The 16,995-nt window shown below is 68.7% G+C and carries 15 protein-coding genes; 4 read left to right on the forward strand and 11 right to left on the reverse strand.

The features are described from left to right. Positions 1-39 precede the first annotated feature (39 nt). Complete coding sequence (locus ABIE51_RS17610; protein ID WP_181902870.1) at positions 40-696, forward strand: protein-L-isoaspartate O-methyltransferase family protein; 657 nt, start codon at positions 40-42, stop codon at positions 694-696. Positions 697-764: 68 nt separating this feature from the next. Beyond that, complete coding sequence (locus ABIE51_RS17615; protein WP_192632848.1) at positions 765-2,183, forward strand: TolC family outer membrane protein; 1,419 nt, start codon at positions 765-767, stop codon at positions 2,181-2,183. 68 nt (positions 2,184-2,251) lie between these two features. Here the strand turns inward: ABIE51_RS17615 and ABIE51_RS17620 are convergent, their stop codons facing one another. Next, entirely contained in the window at positions 2,252-3,127 is an 876-nt protein-coding gene (locus ABIE51_RS17620) for an acid phosphatase (RefSeq protein WP_192632907.1), read from the reverse strand. Positions 3,128-3,296: 169 nt separating this feature from the next. Then, complete coding sequence (gene waaA / locus ABIE51_RS17625; protein WP_192632847.1) at positions 3,297-4,592, reverse strand: lipid IV(A) 3-deoxy-D-manno-octulosonic acid transferase; 1,296 nt, start codon at positions 4,590-4,592, stop codon at positions 3,297-3,299. Positions 4,593-4,724: 132 nt separating this feature from the next. Between waaA and lpxL the strand changes: the two genes are divergently transcribed. Then, complete coding sequence (lpxL, locus tag ABIE51_RS17630) at positions 4,725-5,657, forward strand: LpxL/LpxP family Kdo(2)-lipid IV(A) lauroyl/palmitoleoyl acyltransferase (RefSeq protein WP_192632846.1); 933 nt, start codon at positions 4,725-4,727, stop codon at positions 5,655-5,657. Between the two features lie 3 nt (positions 5,658-5,660). On the opposite strand, the gene ABIE51_RS17635 is transcribed toward lpxL, so the two are convergent. From ABIE51_RS17635 to ABIE51_RS17660, 6 genes are all read right to left on the reverse strand, one after another. Beyond that, on the reverse strand, positions 5,661-6,965 hold the full coding sequence (locus ABIE51_RS17635; RefSeq protein ID WP_192632845.1) for an O-antigen ligase family protein: 1,305 nt from the start codon (positions 6,963-6,965) through the stop codon (positions 5,661-5,663). Continuing rightward, positions 6,952-8,073, reverse strand: coding sequence for a glycosyltransferase (locus ABIE51_RS17640; protein WP_192632844.1), 1,122 nt, complete (start codon positions 8,071-8,073; stop codon positions 6,952-6,954). The genes ABIE51_RS17635 and ABIE51_RS17640 overlap by 14 nt, the downstream gene beginning before the upstream one ends. A 46-nt stretch (positions 8,074-8,119) precedes the next feature. Then, on the reverse strand, positions 8,120-8,320 hold the full coding sequence (locus tag ABIE51_RS17645; protein ID WP_115844233.1) for a zinc-finger domain-containing protein: 201 nt from the start codon (positions 8,318-8,320) through the stop codon (positions 8,120-8,122). Between the two features lie 83 nt (positions 8,321-8,403). Then, positions 8,404-9,114: a pirin family protein gene (locus ABIE51_RS17650; RefSeq protein WP_192632843.1), complete on the reverse strand. Its 711-nt coding sequence runs from the start codon at positions 9,112-9,114 to the stop codon at positions 8,404-8,406. A 73-nt stretch (positions 9,115-9,187) separates the two neighbouring features. Beyond that, positions 9,188-9,769 carry a YceI family protein gene (locus tag ABIE51_RS17655; protein WP_115844237.1) on the reverse strand — a complete coding sequence of 194 codons (582 nt, stop codon included), beginning with the start codon at positions 9,767-9,769 and terminating at the stop codon, positions 9,188-9,190. 46 nt (positions 9,770-9,815) lie between these two features. Then, positions 9,816-10,415 carry a malonic semialdehyde reductase gene (locus ABIE51_RS17660; protein WP_115844239.1) on the reverse strand — a complete coding sequence of 200 codons (600 nt, stop codon included), beginning with the start codon at positions 10,413-10,415 and terminating at the stop codon, positions 9,816-9,818. Positions 10,416-10,521: 106 nt separating this feature from the next. Between ABIE51_RS17660 and ABIE51_RS17665 the strand changes: the two genes are divergently transcribed. Beyond that, positions 10,522-11,499 carry a mitochondrial fission ELM1 family protein gene (locus tag ABIE51_RS17665; RefSeq protein WP_354504629.1) on the forward strand — a complete coding sequence of 326 codons (978 nt, stop codon included), beginning with the start codon at positions 10,522-10,524 and terminating at the stop codon, positions 11,497-11,499. Here the strand turns inward: ABIE51_RS17665 and glnE are convergent. The 3 genes from glnE to groL all read right to left on the reverse strand — a co-directional run bounded on the left by glnE (position 11,481) and on the right by groL (position 16,963). Further along, positions 11,481-14,312 (reverse strand): bifunctional [glutamate--ammonia ligase]-adenylyl-L-tyrosine phosphorylase/[glutamate--ammonia-ligase] adenylyltransferase, encoded by a 2,832-nt coding sequence (glnE, locus tag ABIE51_RS17670; protein WP_192632840.1) that lies wholly within the window; start codon positions 14,310-14,312, stop codon positions 11,481-11,483. The genes ABIE51_RS17665 and glnE overlap by 19 nt on opposite strands. A 294-nt stretch (positions 14,313-14,606) precedes the next feature. Then, on the reverse strand, positions 14,607-15,215 hold the full coding sequence (locus tag ABIE51_RS17675; RefSeq protein ID WP_192632839.1) for a DUF6445 family protein: 609 nt from the start codon (positions 15,213-15,215) through the stop codon (positions 14,607-14,609). 110 nt (positions 15,216-15,325) lie between these two features. Further along, positions 15,326-16,963 carry a chaperonin GroEL gene (groL, locus tag ABIE51_RS17680; protein ID WP_115844248.1) on the reverse strand — a complete coding sequence of 546 codons (1,638 nt, stop codon included), beginning with the start codon at positions 16,961-16,963 and terminating at the stop codon, positions 15,326-15,328. Positions 16,964-16,995 lie beyond the last annotated feature (32 nt).

Here is a 16,995-nt window from a genome sequence, read left to right on the forward strand (position 1 = left end):
GGTACAATTCGCGGTCTTCCGCGCACGAGTCAGCCCCCGATGAACCCCATGGATTACAACAAGGCACGCGAATTGATGGTCGAGCAGCAGGTGCGTCCCTGGGACGTGCTTGATGGCCGCGTGCTCGATGTGATGGCGACGCTGCCGCGCGAAGCCTTCCTGCCCGTGGCGCATCGCAACCTGGCCTACGCCGACCTCGCGCTGCCGCTGGCCCATGGCGAATTCACGATGAAGCCGGTCCTGCAGGGCCGCGCCCTGCAGGCGCTCGCGCTGGATCCGGCCGACGACGTGCTCGTGATCGGCGCCGGCACCGGCTACCTGGCTGGTTGCGCAGGCCGCCTCGCCCGCGACGTGCTCGCGCTGGAGCGCCACGCCGACCTCGCGCAGGCCGCCTCGGCGGCGCTGTCGGAGCAGTCGGTCGACAACGTGCAGGTCGTGGTCGGCGACGCGTTCGCCTGGACCACCGAGCGCCGCTTCACCGCGATCCTCGTCGCTGGCGCCGTGGACACGATCCCGCAGCGTTTCATCGACTGGCTGGAGCCGAACGGCCGCATGTTCGTCGTGCGCGGTCGCTCGCCGGTGATGGAAGCGGTGCTGGTGCGCAACGATGTCAACGCGCCGCGCATCCAATCGTTGTTCGAAACCGATCTTCCCTATCTCGCCGGTGCGGCCCCCGCCCCGGTATTCAAGTTCTGAAGCAGTACCCCCACACGCCTGCAGACCGCGGGCGGCTCAACAAAACGCAACACGGACAAGGACCTCGCATGATCCGCCGCCCGCTCGTCATCGCCCTCGCCGCAGCCGTGAGCCTGTCGGCCCTGTTGCCGGCCACGGCCTCCGCCGAAGACCTCCTGCAGACCTACGAGCTGGCACGCACGGCCGATCCGCAACTCGCGGCGGCCGAGTCCAACCGCCTTGCGATCCGCGAAGGCCAGGTGCAGACGCGCGCGGCGATGCTGCCGCAGATCGACGGTTCGGCCTCGATCACCAAGGGCCGCAGCTACTCGCGCGGTAACAACTCGGTCAACGCCGACGGCACCATCAACCCCGGCGACAGTGACACCGAGAGCACCACGCGCAGCACGGGCGTGAACCTCAGCCAGATGGTCTACGACCGCGGCAACTTCACCCGCCACAAGAGCGCCAAGGCGCTAGCGCAGGCGGCGGACTTCCAGCTGGCGGCGTCCGGCAACGACCTGATCACGCGCACCTCGGCCGCGTACTTCAACGTGCTGATCGCGCTGGAATCGCTGGCCGCCGCCGAAGCCGCCGAGACGGCGTTGAAGAAGCAGTTCGACTACGCCTCCAAGCGCCTGGAAGTCGGCCTGGCGCCGATCACCGACGTGCATGAAGCGCGCGCCCAGTACGACAGCGCGCGCGCCAACACGATCCTGGCCCGCAACGCGGTCGAGGATTCGTACCAGGCGCTGGCGGAAATCACCGGCCAGCAGGTGCGCAACATCAAGGGCCTGCCGAAGGACTACCAGCCGTCGCTGACCGAATCGCGCGACGCCGACGGCTGGGTGAGCACGGCCATCGAGAACAACCCGGCGCTGCGTGCGAAGGAACTGCAGGTGTCCTCCACCGAAGCCGACGTCGAGACCGCACGCGCAGGCCACTGGCCGCGCCTGTACCTCAGCGGTTCCTATGGCGACAGCACGACCTGGGGCGAGCGCGACATCCTCGACGCGACGCGCGACATCGACAGCCGCACCTTCGGTCCGCAGGTCGGCCTGACGCTGTCGGTGCCGATCTTCTCCGGTGGCGCCACGCAGTCGGGCGTCCGCCAGGCGCTGGCACGTCGCGACGTCGCGGCCGATGAGCTGGAACAGCAGAAGCGCCTGCTCGTGCGCAACACGCGCAACGCCTACCAGACGCTGGTGGCGAGCATCAGCGAAGTCGAGGCACGCCGCCTCGCGCTGGTCTCGGCGCAGGCCGCGTACGACGCCTCGCAGGTCGGCCTGGAAGTCGGCACGCGCACCGTGCTGGACGTCCTGCAGAATCAGAACAACCTGTTCACCGCGCAGCTCGAGTTCGCGCGCGCGCGCTACAACCACCTACAGAGCCGCCTGCTGCTGGAACAGGCCGCCGGCACGCTCGACATCGCCGACGTGCAGGACGTGAACCGCCTGCTCACCGTGGACACCGCTTCGCAGCTGCCGGCGGGCGACGTGCCGGGCTGATCGGTACCGCATCGCAGAAACGACGAAGGCCGGACGGAAACGTCCGGCCTTCTTCTTTGGGCGTTCGCCTACAGCACGCCGTCGATCGGAATAGCGAGCGCTGCTGCTTCCGCGCTGCAATTCACCGAAGGCGTCTTCCCGCTCGCCCGCAGCGACTGCACTTCCTGCGATGCCGCGGCGACATCCGCCTGGAAGGTCGTGTTCGACTGCAGCTTCGCGTACGTGCCCGACGCGATCGTGCGACCCGCCAGGATGTCGCTCTGCCAATGCGCGTTGCAGACCAGCCGGCTCTCGCCGAACGAGCGACCGCGCGCCAGCAATGCATCGGCACGGTCGGGTGCGACCTGTGTCAGCACCAGCGCCCACATCCAGCCGATCGACGTGTGACCCGACGGGTACGAACCGTCGTTGCGCAACGCCGCTTCGTCCTTCGGCGCGCACGTGCCTTCCTTGTAGAACACGAACGGACGCGTGCGCTTGTAGTGGTCTTTCGCGGCGTATGTAGCGAGCGCCGCGTCGGTCAGCGTGCGGCGAAGCAACTGGTACAGGCGCGGCGACTGATCCTGCGAGACCGGCACGCCGAGCGCGCAAGAGAACGCGTCGGCCACGTGCGGGAAGCTCAGGTCGGCATCCGACGTCGCCTGCGTGTCGCGGGCGGTCCCGCGCAGTTTCTGCGAAGCGCGGCTCACGGCCTGGTCCTGCCTGAAGGCGGCCGATCCTTCCTTCGGAGGCGCGGGCAGCAGTTTCAGGCTGTCGGGCAATTCGCGACCGAGGTAGCCCGCGAGCACGCCAGGACGAATCTCGGGCACGGCTTCGGCGGTCGCCGGAGACGACACGGTCGCAGCAGGCGACATGGGCGAAGCGGGCGACGCCGACGAAGCGGACTCGCTCGTGCTCGCGCAGGCGGACACCAAAAGCGATGCCGCCAGGGCCAGGCCCGGCATCGCAAATGCGGAATGGTCGTGCGCGATGGGCTTTCCGGATGGCTGCTTCACGTCACTCGCTCCTTCAGGTGATGTCCGTCGCCAGATGCAACACCGGGCGTTCACGGGCCGTGAAGTCTGTCGGCGTGCGCGGTCGCGCACCATCAGAAGAATCGCGAAGTGCCGCGAATCAGGCTTGCGGCGGAAGCAACGGCTGCAACAGATCGAGCGTGCGGGCGAGCGCCCCGCGACCGGTTTCGACCAGCGCACGGCCGGCGTCCGTCATGCGCTCGCGTCGTTCGCGATCAGACAGCAGCTCGGCCAGCGCGCGTTCGACGTGCTCGGCGTCGGGGGCCACGCACAGCGCACCGGCATCCTCGAGGCGTTGGGCGATCTCGACGAAGTTGTGCAGGTGCGGGCCGGTGACGATGGCCGTGCCGGTCGCCGCGGGTTCGAGCAGGTTGTGGCCGCCGATCGCCTGCAGGCTGCCGCCGACGAAGGCGACGTCGGCGCAGGCGTAGAAGCTCATCAGTTCGCCGAGCGTGTCGATCACGAACACCGCATCGTCTGCCTGCGGCCACTGCTGGCGCGAGCGCGTCGATACATTCCATCCCGCGGCACGCGCGGTATCGGCGACGGTGCGGAAGCGCTCGGGATGGCGAGGCGCCCACAGCATCAGCAGGTCGGGAAAGTGCGCTCGCAACTGTCGATGGATGGCGATCACCGCCATCTCCTCGTCCTCGTGCGTACTGGCGGCGATCCAGACGGGACGTTCGCCACAGCGTGAGCGGCACTGCGCGGCGAAGCCGGCGAGGTCTTCCGGCACGGCGACGTCGAACTTCAGGTTGCCCACTTCGGCGACCTGCTCCGGATTCGCGCCGAGCCGCACGAAACGCTGGGCATCGGCATGCGACTGCGCGGCCACCGTCCGCACCGTGCGCAGTGCGCGCGCGACCAGCGGCGCGAGCACGCGGTAGCCGCGCAGCGAGCGCTCCGACAGCCGTGCGTTGAGGATCACCGCGGGGATGCCCGCGTCGCGGCAGCCGAACAACAGGCTCGGCCACAATTCGGTTTCCATGATCAATGCGGCGTACGGGCGGTAGTGCCTGAGGAAACGCCCGACCGCGCCCGGCAGGTCGTAGGGCAGGTAGACGTGTTCGACCGCCTCGCCCCACAGCGCCTGCACGCGCTCCGAACCCGTCGGCGTGATGGTGGTGACCAGCAGGCGCAGGTCCGGCCTCGCGCGTCGCAGCGCGTTGACCAGCGGCACGGCGGCGTTGACCTCGCCCACCGAGACCGCGTGGACCCACAACGTGCGCATCGGCGGGGCATCGCCGTAATGCGCGTAACGCTCCTGCCATCGCAGGAAATACGCGGGCTGCCGCAGGCCGCGCCAGATCAGGTGGTAGACCGTGATCGGCGCCAACAGATACAGGGCGACCGAATACAGGCCGCGCAGCAGGCGCTCGATGGGGTCTTTCGGCATCGGCATAAGGATAGCGAAGCCGGTGACGGCCGGGCGAAGGTCCCGCGATCCGCGCATTGTTCCGTCGGCACGGATAGCGCTCGCATCGCGAGCGTCTACTGCATGCAGGCAGCCGCCCCGTAGAATCTGCGGATGCCCAGGGCTGTCGAATCCCCCACCTCGCCGCCGTCTCCGCCGTTCAGCCCGCGCCACTGGCCGATGTGGCTCGCGCTCGGCGTCATGTGCCTGGGCGCGCGCCTGCCGTGGTCTATGCAACGCGGCCTCGGTCGGATGATCGGCGCGTTCGCGCTGCTGGCGGGCACATCGCGGCGCAAGGCCGCGCAGATCAATCTGGAGCTGTGCTTTCCGGAGATGTCGACCGATCAGCGCGAGCGCCTGCTGCGCGACAGCTTCCGCGACCTGGGCATCGGGTTCTTCGAGTTCGCCCGCGCGTGGTGGGGCTCGGCCGCGCCGATGCGCCGCACCGTGCGCATCGAAGGGCTGGAACTGCTCGACGACATCCGCGCGCAGGGACGCGGCGTGCTGATGGTATCGGGCCATTTCATGACGCTGGAGATGTGCGGCCGCCTGATGTGCGACCACCTACCGCTGACCGGCATGTACCGCCGCCATCGCAGCCCGGTGATGGAATGGGCGGTCAAGCGTGGCCGCCTGCGCTACGCCAAGGCGATGTTCACCAACGACGAGATCCGTCCGGCGATCCGGCACCTCAAGCAGGGCGGGTTCCTCTGGTACGCGCCGGACCAGGACATGCGCGGCAAGGACACGGTGTTCGCGCCGTTCTTCGGCGTCCCGGCGGCGACGATCACTGCCACGCACCAGTTCGCGCGCCTGAGCGGCTGCGCCGTGGTGCCGTTCTTCCATCGCCGCGAAGGTGCCGATTACGTGCTGCGCGTCGGCTCGCCGCTGAAAGATTTTCCGTCGAACGACGCCGCGGTCGATTCCACCCGCGTTAACGCGGCGATCGAGGCGATGGTTCGCGAAGCCCCGACGCAGTACCTGTGGATCCACCGCCGCTTCAAACGCCGTCCGCCCGGAATGACCTCGCCCTACGGCAAGCGCTGACGGCTATTCCCGCGCGAGCAGGCTGCCGGCGTACAGCGCGGCGAGCAGCAGCGTCAGCCCCCCCCAGAACGTCGAATAGAACGCCAGGTGCGTGTTGATCGGGAACACCGTCACCGCCAGGGCCCACATCGCCGGACGTGCGCGTTCGCGCGCCTGCTCGTCGGCGAAGCGCCAAGCGCGCCATGCGAGTGCGAGGCCGGCCAGCCACAGCAGCATGCCGAACGCACCGGTTTCGCTGAGCACCTCCAGCACGATCTGGTGCGCGTGCAGCGCCGGGCCCGTGCCCCACGCCGCCGTCTGACCCGGTGCGGGATCGCACGCTGGGAACGCCTCACGGAACCCCCGCGCGCCGATGCCGTTGATCGGGTGCTCGCGCGCCATGCACAGCGCCGCGCTCCAGATGCGTGCGCGGCCCGACAGTGCACTGTCCACGCCCTCGACGTCCGCGGTGACCGCATGCGTGGTGCGCATGAGGCGCTCGCGCACCTGCGGCACGGTGGCACTCAGCGTGGCGATCACGATGGCGCCCAGCGCGAAGACGCCGATCAGCTTCTTCCAGCCGACCAACCGCCAGCCCGACAGCACCAGCGCGACGGCGTAGGTGATCCATGACGCACGCGAGCCGGCCAGCACCAGCACGATGCCGATCGCCGCAGCGGCCAGCAGCCAGCCGGCCGTGCCCATGCGACGCCCGCCGACGAACAGCAGGAACGGCGACAGGCTCGCAAGCACCGGGCCGAGCTTGAGGTTGCACGGGCCGAGCACGCCGCTGAGGCGATCGACCGCGGCCACTTCCTGCGGCGTGCACATGCCGTGGCCGCTGATGGCGTGCTTGATGCCGTCGATGCCGGAGAACAGCGGGCTCGCGCCGGTCGCCGCCTGCGCGAGCGCGTCGAGCGTCCAGATACCGACGATGATCGCCAGTCCGCCGAAGGTGATGCGCCGGCCACGCGGATCGGCCACGGCCGAGGCGACCAGCCACAGGAACGGCAGGTAGCGCAGGTCCACCGCCGCTTCGCGCAGCGCGCGTGCGGGGTCGATGGCGTCGATCGCCGACACCAGCTCGGGCGTCCAGTACGCGAAGAACAGCACGCTGGTGAGCGCCCACGCGGGATTACTCAACAGCTTCGCGCCACCGCGGAATCGCGACAGCGCCAGGTGCACGATTGCCGCCAGCGCGCCGAGCACGAGCACGCCTTCGGCATAGCCCGGTGCGGGCCACAGCGCGACGTAGGCGAGGATCCACGCAGGCGCCCAGCGCCAGCCGCGCACGCGACCTTCGGCCGGCGCGGTGTCAGCGGGATTCATCGACGAGCTCGGCGTAGACGGCAAGCGTGGCCTCCTGCATCGCATGCAACGAATGCGGAATCGTAGCCGGCGGCGTCGCCGGATGCGTAAGAAGTTCGTAGCCGCGGCGATACAGGGCATCGAGATCGAATGGCGCCACCGCGCCATCGGGCTGCCAGTTCGAGAGCAGTTCGCCGACGCCGCCGTGCGCCCAGCCGAGCACCGGGCGACCCACCGACCAGGCTTCGAGCACCGTGCGGCCGAACGCCTCCGGCTTGCGCGACAACTGCAGCACGACGTCGCTGGCCGCATACGCACGGGCGATGGCGTCGGTCGGTTCGGTGAAGGCCACCGCGTCGGCAATGCCGAGCGTCGCCGCTTCGCCTTCGAGTTCGGCGATGTACGCCTCGCGTCCGGCCTCGCGCGCGCCGGGCAGCCAGAGCCGTGCGTCGACCCCGTCCCCGCGCACGCGCGACAGCAGTGCGAGTGCGTCGGCGTGTCCCTTCAGGCGCGTGCCGCGTCCGGGCAACAGCAGCAGCGGGCCGTCGCCGCCGAGCGCCGGATGCAGCGACGCGGCCCACGCACGCGCCTCGCGATCAGGATGCGGCGCGCGCGGAAACGTGCGCGGATCGATACCGCGCGGGATCACGCGCAGCTTCGATGCATCGACCGCGGGGTATTGGCGCAGCACGAAGTCACGCACGGTGTCCGACACGCAGATCACGCGTTCGCCATGCGTCATCACCGCGCTGTAGCGCGACGGCGAATTGAGTCCGTGCACGGTCGTGACCCAGCGCGGGCGTTTCGACAGCGGAAGGCTGCGCAGCGCGAATTCGCCCACCCACGCGGGCAGGCGCGAACGCGCATGCACGATGTCCACGCCTTCGCGCTCGAACAGCGCGCGCAGCGCGAACACGTGGCGGAAGGTCAGCGGTGACTTGCGCCCGATGTCGAGCGCGACGTGCTCGGCGCCCGATGCGAGCAGGCGCGGCACGAGCCGGCCGCCCCTGGACACGACGATCGCGCGATGGCCGGCATCGACCAGCGCCTGCGCGATCTCGAGGGTGGAACGTTCGACGCCGCCCGATTCCAGGGCGGGCAGCAGCTGGACGACGGTCAGCCGGCGCATGCGCGGCTCCGCGGAAGGAATTCGCGGCACCGGCGCGGCGCGGAGGTCAGTCTTCGAGGACGAAATGCGAGCCGCAGTACGGGCACTGCACCTCGCCGTTCTCGGCTTCGATGGGCAGGTACACGCGCGGATGCGAGTTCCACAGCGCCATCGAGGGCAGCGGGCAGCTCAGCGGCAGGTCGGCGCGATGCACGACATAGCGCTGCTCGGCGTTGGCCTGGGTCGGATGGGCGTTGGCTGCGGTCATGGGTCGGAACGGCTGTGGCGACGCGGGGCCGCAAGTTTACCAGCCCCGATGCGAAGGCCGGCGCGAAACGGCCCGAATCGCCGCTACTGGGGCAGGTCCAGCAGCAGGATGAGCGCCCGCCCGTCGCTGGCGCCCGTCAGGCGCAACGTGCCGGCCTCGTCGTGTACGCCCAGCGCGTCGCCGGGACGCAGCGCGATGCCGTCGTTCGCGGTCGCCTCGCCGTCCACCACCTGCACCCAGTACAGCCGCGACGGATCCATCGTGACCTCCGCCGCCTCGCCGCGATCGAGCCGGACCTGCAGGACGCGCACGTCCTGCCGGATCGCGAGGCTGCCGTCGGCGCCATCGCCGGAGGCGAGCAGCGTCCAGCCGCGCGCGTCGGCGGGCGCGTCGGCGCGGCGTGCGTAGGCGGGCTCATGGTTCAGGCGCGAGGGCTGGATCCACAGCTGCAGCAGGCGCAGCGGTTCGGAGGCCGATGCGTTGCGTTCGGCGTGCTCGGTGCCGTGGCCGGCGCTGAGCCATTGCAGCTCGCCGGTGCGAACGACGCCGTTGCCGCCGATCGCGTCCTCGTGCGCAAGTTCGCCCGACACGACGAACGCCAGCAACTCCATGTTCGCGTGCCGCGCCGTGTCGAAGCCTGCACCGGGATCGAGGCGATCCTCGTTGAGCACGCGCAACGGGCCGAAGCCCATCCACTGCGGGTCGTAATGGCCGCCGAAGGAGAACGCGTGGCGGCTGTCGCGGCCGGAGGCGGCGGACTGGCCGCGTTCGCTGGAGGGGCGCTGGACGATCATCTGGGCGCTGGAAACGACAAGGGCGGGAACCGGGACATTGTCCCCGTTCCCGCCCCCGATGTCCGCCTGCGGCTTACTTGGCGGCCGGCACGACCGCTTCGGTCGTGATGCGGATGGTGACGTTGTCGCTCACGTTCGGCGCGTACTTGTCGACGCCGAAGTCGCTGCGCTTGATCGTCGTGGTCGCATCGAAGCCCGCGGCGGCGCGCTTGGCCATCGGCTGCTCGCCGATCTTGTTGATCGTGGTGTCGAGCACGACCTGCTTGGTCACGCCCTTGATGGTCAGGTCGCCGAACACGCGCAGCTTCTTGTCGCCGGCCGCTTCGACCTTGGTGCTCTTGAAGGTGATGTTCGGGTACTTCTCGGCGTCGAAGAAATCGGCGCTGCGCAGGTGTTCGTCGAACTTCTCCACGTGCGAATCCAGGCCCGCGAGCGGGATCGTCACGTCCACCTTCGAGGTGCCGACGTTCTTCGGATCGTAGGTGATGCTGCCGTCGACCTGGCCGAAATGCGCGATCGGGTTGGAGAAGCCGAAGTGGCTCCAGCTCGCGACGACGTCGGTGTGGTTCGGGTCGATCTTGTAGGTGACCGGGGCGGCGAAGGCGGCGGTACTGGCGGCGATCAGGGCCGCGGTGAGGGCGATGCGCTTGAACATGCGGGAAGTCTCCGTGAGGTGTGCAGGGCGAGCGGGTACTGCGGCGTTACAGGATCCGCGCCGCCTCGTCGAAGGACAGGCGCGGCGAACGGGGGAACAGCTTGGCGGTGTCGCCATGGCCGAGGTTGATCAGGAAGTTCGACTTGATCTTCGTGCCGGCGAAGAAGGTTTCGTCCACGAGCGCGTTGTTGAAGCCCGACATCGGGCCGGTATCCAGCCCGAGCGCCCGCGCGGCCATCAGCACGTAGGCGCCCTGCAGGCTGCCGTTGCGCAGCGCGATGGTGGTCAGGTCCGCCTCCGGCTTGCCCTCGAACCAGCCGCGCGCATCGGTGTGCGGGAACAGGTACGGCAGCTTTTCGTAGAACGCCAGGTCGTGGGCGACGATCGCGGTGACCGGCGCGGCCATCGTCTTCGCGTGGTTGCCTTCGTCCAGCGCGGGGGCGAGCTTGGCCTTGGCTTCGGGCGACTTCACGAAGACCAGGCGCAGCGGCGACATGTTGGCGCTGGTCGGGCCCCACTTGGCCAGGTCGTAGAGTTCGCGCAGCGTCTCGTCGCTCACCTCGCCCTTGAGCTCGTTGTGCGTGCGGGCGGTGCGGAAGAGCTGGTCCAGCGCGGACGCGGGCAGCGGCGGGGTGTTCTGCGACATCGTGTGCTCCGTGATGAGCCGCGACACCGCCGCGGCCGAGGTTCGAGAGTGTAGAGTCTGGCACGTTCGCAACAGCCGACTGATCCGGAACGGATTACTCACAAACGTGCAACGAACGAGACCCGATTCCGCGCCCTCACGCGGGCCCTCGACCTGGACGATCACCGACGGCCATGCCGGCAACGTGCGCCAGGCGCAGGCGCTCGCGACCGCGCTGGCCGAGCCCTTCCGCGCCTGGACGCTGGCCCCGCGCACACCATGGCGGTGGTTCGCGCCGCGGGCGTTGCCGGGTTGCTCGAATGCGTTCGGCCGCACGTTCAAGCAGGCGATGCGGACGCCGCCGTCGCTGGCGATCGGTTGCGGCCGCCAGGCCGGCCTGGCGACGCGGCTGCTGCGATCGCGTGGTGCGCGCGCGGTGCAGATCCTCGATCCCCGCATCGATACGCGGCACTGGGATCTGGTCATCGCGCCCGAACACGACGGCCTTCGCGGCGACAACGTCATCTCGATGATCGGCAGCCTCAATCCGGTCGACGACCTCTGGCTCGCGGCCGGTCGCCACGCGTTCCCCGACATCGGCGCCCTGCCCGGCCCGCGCACGACGCTGCTCGTCGGTGGCGCCAGCGCGCACGCGCGTTTCGACGACGCGATGTACGACGCGCTGCTGCTCAACGTCGAACGTGTCGCGCGAGACGAAGGCGGTAGCGTGCTCGCCACGACGTCGCGCCGCACGCCGACGCATGTCGCCGCGGCATTGCGCGATCGATTGCGTGGCGTGCCCGGCCTGATCTGGACCGACGGCGCCGATGGCCCGAACCCCTACGCCGGCCTGCTCGCCTGGGCCGACCGCGTCGTCTGCACCGCCGACTCGGTCAACATGCTGTCCGAAGCCTGCGCGACATGGGCACCGGTGTTCGTCGCGGACCACGAACGCGTCGAAGGACGACCGCGCCGGTTCGTCGAATCGCTGCTGCACACCGGTCGCGTGCGTTCGTTCGGCGATGACGCCGGACGTTTTGCGATCACGCCGCTGCGCGAAACCGCGCGCGTGGCGGGCGAAGTCCGTCAGCGACTGGCGTCCTGATCGAAGTCCAGTCCATGCCGCTTCGCCGCGCCTGAAATCGCCGCGCGTGCGGTGGCGATCGCGTCGTTGATCGGGAGCCTTCGAGGGCGACGATCGAGCGTGCACGCAAGGCCCGCATCGACGAGCGTCGCATGCGCCTGCGTCAACGCTTCGACTTCGTTTTCGTCGAGCCAGCCGCTTTCGCCGGTCGCCTGGATCAGCTCGCACGTGTTGCGCGAGGACAGCCACTCCAGGTGCTGCGCCGAATGCGCGAGCACGGCGTACTGCAGCAGGAATTCGAGATCGACCAGGCCGCCTTCGCCCTGCTTCAGGTCGAACGCCGCGGCGTCGGTGCGGTCGAGTTCTGCACGCATGCGACGGCGCATCGACACGACGTCCTCACGCACGCGCTCCATGTCGCGCGTGCGTGAGAGCGTCTGGCGACGCACGTCCTCGACGTCCGCGCCCAGCGATTCATCGCCCGCGACGAAACGCGCCCGCACCAGCGCCTGGTGTTCCCAGGTCCACGCGCGATCGCGCTGGTAGTCGCGATAACTCGCGAGGCTGGACACGAGCAGGCCTTTCGCGCCGTCGGGGCGAAGGCGGACATCGACGTCGTAAAGCCGCCCGGCGCCGGTGACCGCGCCGAGCAGCGCGACGACCTTCTGCGCGACACGCGCGAACCATCGCGTGACTTCGAGCGGTCGTGCACCGTCGGAGTGCGCGTGTTCGCCGCCGGGCGCGTCGTAGATGAAGACCAGGTCGAGGTCGGAGCCGAAGCCGAGCTCCTCGCCGCCCAGGCTGCCGTAGCCGATCACCGCGAAGCGCGCACCGGGGACGCGGCCGTGCGCACTGGCGACTTCATGTTCGGCCAGCCGCAGCACGCGCATCGCCACGCCGTCGGCGAGCCACGCGAGCTGGCGCGCGCCATCGACCGCGGTCAGGCGGCCGTCGCGCACCGCCATCGCGATGCGGAAGCTCAATGCCTGCCGGACTTCGTTCAACACCTGGAGCACGGCTTCGGCGTCGTCGTCGCCGCCAGGCGCAGCGTCTGCGCACGCCGCATGCAGTTCGTCGCGACCGGGCAGCGGGCCGGCGACGCGTGCGTCCAGCAGTTCGTCGAGCAGCAACGGATACGACGCGAGGCGTTCGGCGAGCAGCGCGCTGTGCGAGACGACTTCGACCAGGCGCGCCAGCGCGACGGGTTGTTCGTCCAGCAGCGCGAGATACGCGCTTCGACGCAGCACGTTGTGCAGCAATGCGAGCAGCCGGCGCAGCGCGAGCATCGGTTCGCTCGACGCGGCCGCGGCCTGCAGCAGCGACGGCATCACGCGATCGAGGCGTCCGCGCGCACTGTCGGACAGACCGCGCACGCCCGGACTGCGCGCGAAATCGCGCAGCGCGCCGTCCGCGTTACCCGCTTCGACAAAGCCCGCGTCGGCGAGCGCTTCGCTGTCGCCGCCGTCGGGCAGCGCGCGCCAATACGTCGTCAGCGCGTCGGGCGCGTTGCGGCGGCGACGTGGCGCAAGCAGCGCCTCGAATTCGGTGGCGACGCGGGCGCGCTGCACGTCGAGCGCTTCGCGCAACGCGCTCCAGTCGTCGAAACCCAGCGCGAAGGCGATGCGGTCACGGTCGTCCTCGCGCTCGGGCAGCGCATGCGTCTGCGCGTCGCGCAGCATCTGCAGGCGGTTTTCCAATCGCCGCAAAAAGCGGTACGCATCGGCGAGCAGGTCGCCGGCCTCGGCGCCCATCTGCCGCGCGCCCACCAGCGCGCGCAACGACGGCAGCAGACGGCGATCGCGCAGTTCGGGCTCGCGCCCGCCGTAGATCAGCTGCAGCGCCTGCACGAGGAATTCGATCTCGCGAATGCCGCCGGGCCCGCGCTTGATGTCGTCTGCCAGTTCCTTGCGTGCGACCTCGGCGGTGATCGCCGCCTTCATGCCGCGCAGGCCGTCCAGCGCTCCGAAATCGAGGTACCGCCGATAGACGAACGGACGCAGGCTGTCGAGGAAGCGCTCGCCCGCTTCCGCGTCGCCGGCGACGGGTCGCGCCTTCTGCCAGGCGTAGCGCTCCCAGTCGCGGCCTTCGCGCTGGAAATACTGCTCCATCGCGTTGAACGACCACGCCACGCGGCCTGCGTTTCCGTACGGCCGCAGGCGCAGGTCGACGCGATGGCAGAAACCGTCCACCGTCGGTTCGTCGAGCAGTTTCGCCAGTTGCTGGCCAAGGCGCGCGAAGTAGTGCTCCGCATCGAGCGGACGCGCGCCGTCCGATTCGCCGTCGTGCTCGTAGGTGTGGACCAGATCGACGTCGGAGCTGAAATTGAGTTCGCCGCCGCCGAGCTTGCCCAGGCCGAACACCACAAGCCGCTGCGCGTTGCCGTCGCGATCGCGCAAGACGCCATGTCGCTGCGCGAACTCCGCTTCTACCGCGTCGAGGCCGATCTGCAGGCAGCGCTCGGCCAGATGCGTGCTGCCGGCAAGTGTCGCGCCGACGTCGTCCAGGCCGAGCACGTCGCGCCAGATCAACCGCGTGGAGCCGGCGGCGCGATAGCGACGCAGCAGCGCGGGCCAATCGGCGCGGTTGCTGGCATCAAGCACGGGTTGCGCAGGCGGCTCGGCGCCGTCGTCGCGCAGGAGGCGCTCCAGCAGTTCCGGCTGTCGCACGAGCGTGTCGATCGCGAAGTCGCTCGCGATGGCGACACGTTCGATGCGCGCGATCGCATGCGGATCGGAGAGGAGCTCGCCGGGCAACACGGCGCGCAGGCGCGGAAGGACACGCGCGAGCAGCGGTTGGAATCGGTCGGGGATTGAAGCGAGTGCGGGGGAAGTCATCGCGCCGATTCTGTCATGCGCGTTCGCTTCGTCGATTCGAGGTGCGCGCTGCTGGAGCGCTACGACGTGCTCGCGGCAAGAGGCGTGCCGACGAGGCAAATAAAAAGCCCGCCCCGGTCGAACCGGTTGCGGGCCTGCTCCCTCCCCCACGTCGGGATGCGCGCTGATCGTGAAGGAACCGTTAGGTGCAATGCACGCTGCACTGCAAAATAGAACTCAGCGGTTCAAATAGCGCTTCAATCGACTTGTAACGCCCGCCCTGTTCAGGTTTGGAAGCGGGACTCTCAGGCGTGATTACGCGCCCGCGAAGAACATCAGGTACACCAGCCGGCCATTTTCCATGCGGTCGCCAAAGGCCGGCCCCGCGGTGTGCCACAACCAAGGGCGCAGCAGCACCAGGCGGTTGAAACGCATCGGCGCGGTCATCGTCCGCTCCCATTTCGCGTCGTCGTTGGTGTCCTTCTCGATCACCTGCTGGTGCATGTGCTCGAGCGAGTCGTAGCCCATCGCGCGCGCTTCCTCCTCGCTCCACGGCGCACGTTCGCTGTTGGTCGGAAGATGGCGGAAGAATTCGGTGCCGCCGCGGCAATCCTCGGGTCGACTGAGGTAGAGGATCCCGGACCAGTACGCGTGGTCGATGTGCACCTTCGCGCGGCCCTTGTCGGCGGCCAGCGTCATGCGGAACTTCGCGTGCGATTGCAGCGGCGAGATCGGCTTGACGCGTTCGCCGACGATGTTCGACACCGTGCGGTCCAGCCCATCCATCTCGATGCGTTCGAGCGAATTGCGCCCCGGAAACGCGCCCTGCTGCTCGGGATAGGTAAGTTGCAGTCCGACCTCGCGCAGCGATTGCGCATCGCGCGTGCTGAGGAAGTCGTCGACGATGATCAGGGAGGTCGGCATGCGCGCGAGCTTATCGGCTCGACGCGTTGTGCGCACGACGCCCGATCGCACAAAAAAGAACCCCGCATCGCTGCGGGGTTCTTCGTGTCGCGTGACGCGGGAAGCGGGACTTAGAAGTCCATGCCGCCCATGCCGCCCATGCCACCGCCCGGCATCGCCGGCTCTTCCTTCTTCGGCAGCTCGGCGACCATCGCTTCGGTCGTGATCATCAGGCCGGCGATCGACGCGGCGTTCTGCAGCGCGGTACGCGTGACCTTGGTCGGGTCCAGGATGCCGGCTTCGAGCATGTCGACGTACTCGCCGTTGGCGGCGTTGTAGCCGAACGCACCCTTGCCTTCGATGACCTTGTTGAGGATGACCGACGGCTCTTCACCGGCGTTGGTCACGATCTCGCGCAGCGGCGCTTCCATCGCGCGCAGGGCGATCTGGATGCCGTGGTTCTGGTCTTCGTTGGCGCCCTTCAGGCCGGCGATCGCCGCCTTGGCACGCAGCAGCGCGACGCCACCGCCCGGCACGATGCCTTCTTCCACCGCCGCACGCGTGGCGTGCAGGGCGTCTTCGACGCGCGCCTTCTTTTCCTTCATCTCGATCTCGGTCGAGGCACCGACCTTGATCACCGCCACGCCGCCGGCCAGCTTGGCCACGCGCTCCTGCAGCTTCTCGCGGTCGTAGTCGGAGGAGGTCTCCTCGATCTGCGCCTTGATCTGCTTGATGCGGCCTTCGATACCCGAGGCATCGCCGGCGCCGTCGATGATGGTGGTGTTCTCCTTGGAGACCTGCACCTTCTTCGCGCGGCCGAGGTCCTTGATGGTGGCCTTGTCCAGCTGCAGGCCGACTTCCTCGGAGATCACGGTGCCACCGGTCAGGATGGCCATGTCTTCCAGCATCGCCTTGCGACGGTCGCCGAAGCCCGGGGCCTTCACGGCGCAAACCTTCACGATGCCGCGGATGGTGTTGACCACCAGCGTCGCCAGCGCTTCGCCTTCGACTTCCTCGGCGATGATCAGCAGCGGCTTGCCGGCCTTCGCGACGCCTTCCAGCACCGGCAGCAGGTCGCGCACGTTGGAGATCTTCTTGTCGTGCAGCAGGATGAACGGATCGTCCAGCTCGGCCTGCATCGACTGCTGGTTGTTGATGAAGTACGGCGACAGGTAGCCGCGGTCGAACTGCATGCCCTCGACGACGTCGAGTTCGTTCTCGAGGCCCGAGCCGTCCTCGACGGTGATCACGCCTTCCTTGCCGACCTTGTCCATCGCCTGCGCGATGAGGTCGCCGATGTTGGTGTCCGAGTTGGCCGAGATCGCGCCGACCTGGGCGATTTCCTTCGAGGTCGAGGACGGCTTGGAGATCTTCTTCAGCTCGCCCACGGCTTCAGCGACGGCCTTGTCGATGCCGCGCTTGAGGTCCATCGGGTTCATGCCGGCGGCAACGGCCTTCATGCCTTCGCGGATCAGCGCCTGGGCCAGCACGGTGGCGGTGGTGGTGCCGTCACCGGCGTTGTCGGAGGTCTTGGAAGCGACTTCCTTCACCATCTGCGCGCCCATGTTCTCGAACTTGTCGGCAAGCTCGATTTCCTTGGCGACGGACACGCCGTCCTTTGTGATGGTCGGGGCGCCGAAGCTCTTCTCGAGCACGACGTTGCGGCCCTTCGGGCCGAGCGTTGCCTTGACGGCATTGGCGAGGATGTTGACGCCGCGCACCATCTTGACGCGCGCGTCCTCACCGAAACGGATTTCCTTGGCTGCCATGGTTCTTAACTCCGGGATTCGTGATTCGTGAT

Source organism: Lysobacter sp. OAE881, from assembly GCF_040546665.1.
Taxonomy (GTDB): domain Bacteria; phylum Pseudomonadota; class Gammaproteobacteria; order Xanthomonadales; family Xanthomonadaceae; genus Lysobacter_J; species Lysobacter_J soli.

Coding starts and splice junctions, on each gene's coding strand:
- ABIE51_RS17610 (WP_181902870.1), top strand. CDS start 40: ATGAACCCCATGGATTACAACAAGGCACGCGAATTGATGGTCGAGCAG.
- ABIE51_RS17615 (WP_192632848.1), top strand. CDS start 765: ATGATCCGCCGCCCGCTCGTCATCGCCCTCGCCGCAGCCGTGAGCCTG.
- ABIE51_RS17620 (WP_192632907.1), bottom strand. CDS start 3,127: ATGCCGGGCCTGGCCCTGGCGGCATCGCTTTTGGTGTCCGCCTGCGCG.
- waaA (WP_192632847.1), bottom strand. CDS start 4,592: ATGCCGAAAGACCCCATCGAGCGCCTGCTGCGCGGCCTGTATTCGGTC.
- lpxL (WP_192632846.1), top strand. CDS start 4,725: ATGCCCAGGGCTGTCGAATCCCCCACCTCGCCGCCGTCTCCGCCGTTC.
- ABIE51_RS17635 (WP_192632845.1), bottom strand. CDS start 6,965: ATGAATCCCGCTGACACCGCGCCGGCCGAAGGTCGCGTGCGCGGCTGG.
- ABIE51_RS17640 (WP_192632844.1), bottom strand. CDS start 8,073: ATGCGCCGGCTGACCGTCGTCCAGCTGCTGCCCGCCCTGGAATCGGGC.
- ABIE51_RS17645 (WP_115844233.1), bottom strand. CDS start 8,320: ATGACCGCAGCCAACGCCCATCCGACCCAGGCCAACGCCGAGCAGCGC.
- ABIE51_RS17650 (WP_192632843.1), bottom strand. CDS start 9,114: ATGATCGTCCAGCGCCCCTCCAGCGAACGCGGCCAGTCCGCCGCCTCC.
- ABIE51_RS17655 (WP_115844237.1), bottom strand. CDS start 9,769: ATGTTCAAGCGCATCGCCCTCACCGCGGCCCTGATCGCCGCCAGTACC.
- ABIE51_RS17660 (WP_115844239.1), bottom strand. CDS start 10,415: ATGTCGCAGAACACCCCGCCGCTGCCCGCGTCCGCGCTGGACCAGCTC.
- glnE (WP_192632840.1), bottom strand. CDS start 14,312: ATGACTTCCCCCGCACTCGCTTCAATCCCCGACCGATTCCAACCGCTG.
- ABIE51_RS17675 (WP_192632839.1), bottom strand. CDS start 15,215: ATGCCGACCTCCCTGATCATCGTCGACGACTTCCTCAGCACGCGCGAT.
- groL (WP_115844248.1), bottom strand. CDS start 16,963: ATGGCAGCCAAGGAAATCCGTTTCGGTGAGGACGCGCGCGTCAAGATG.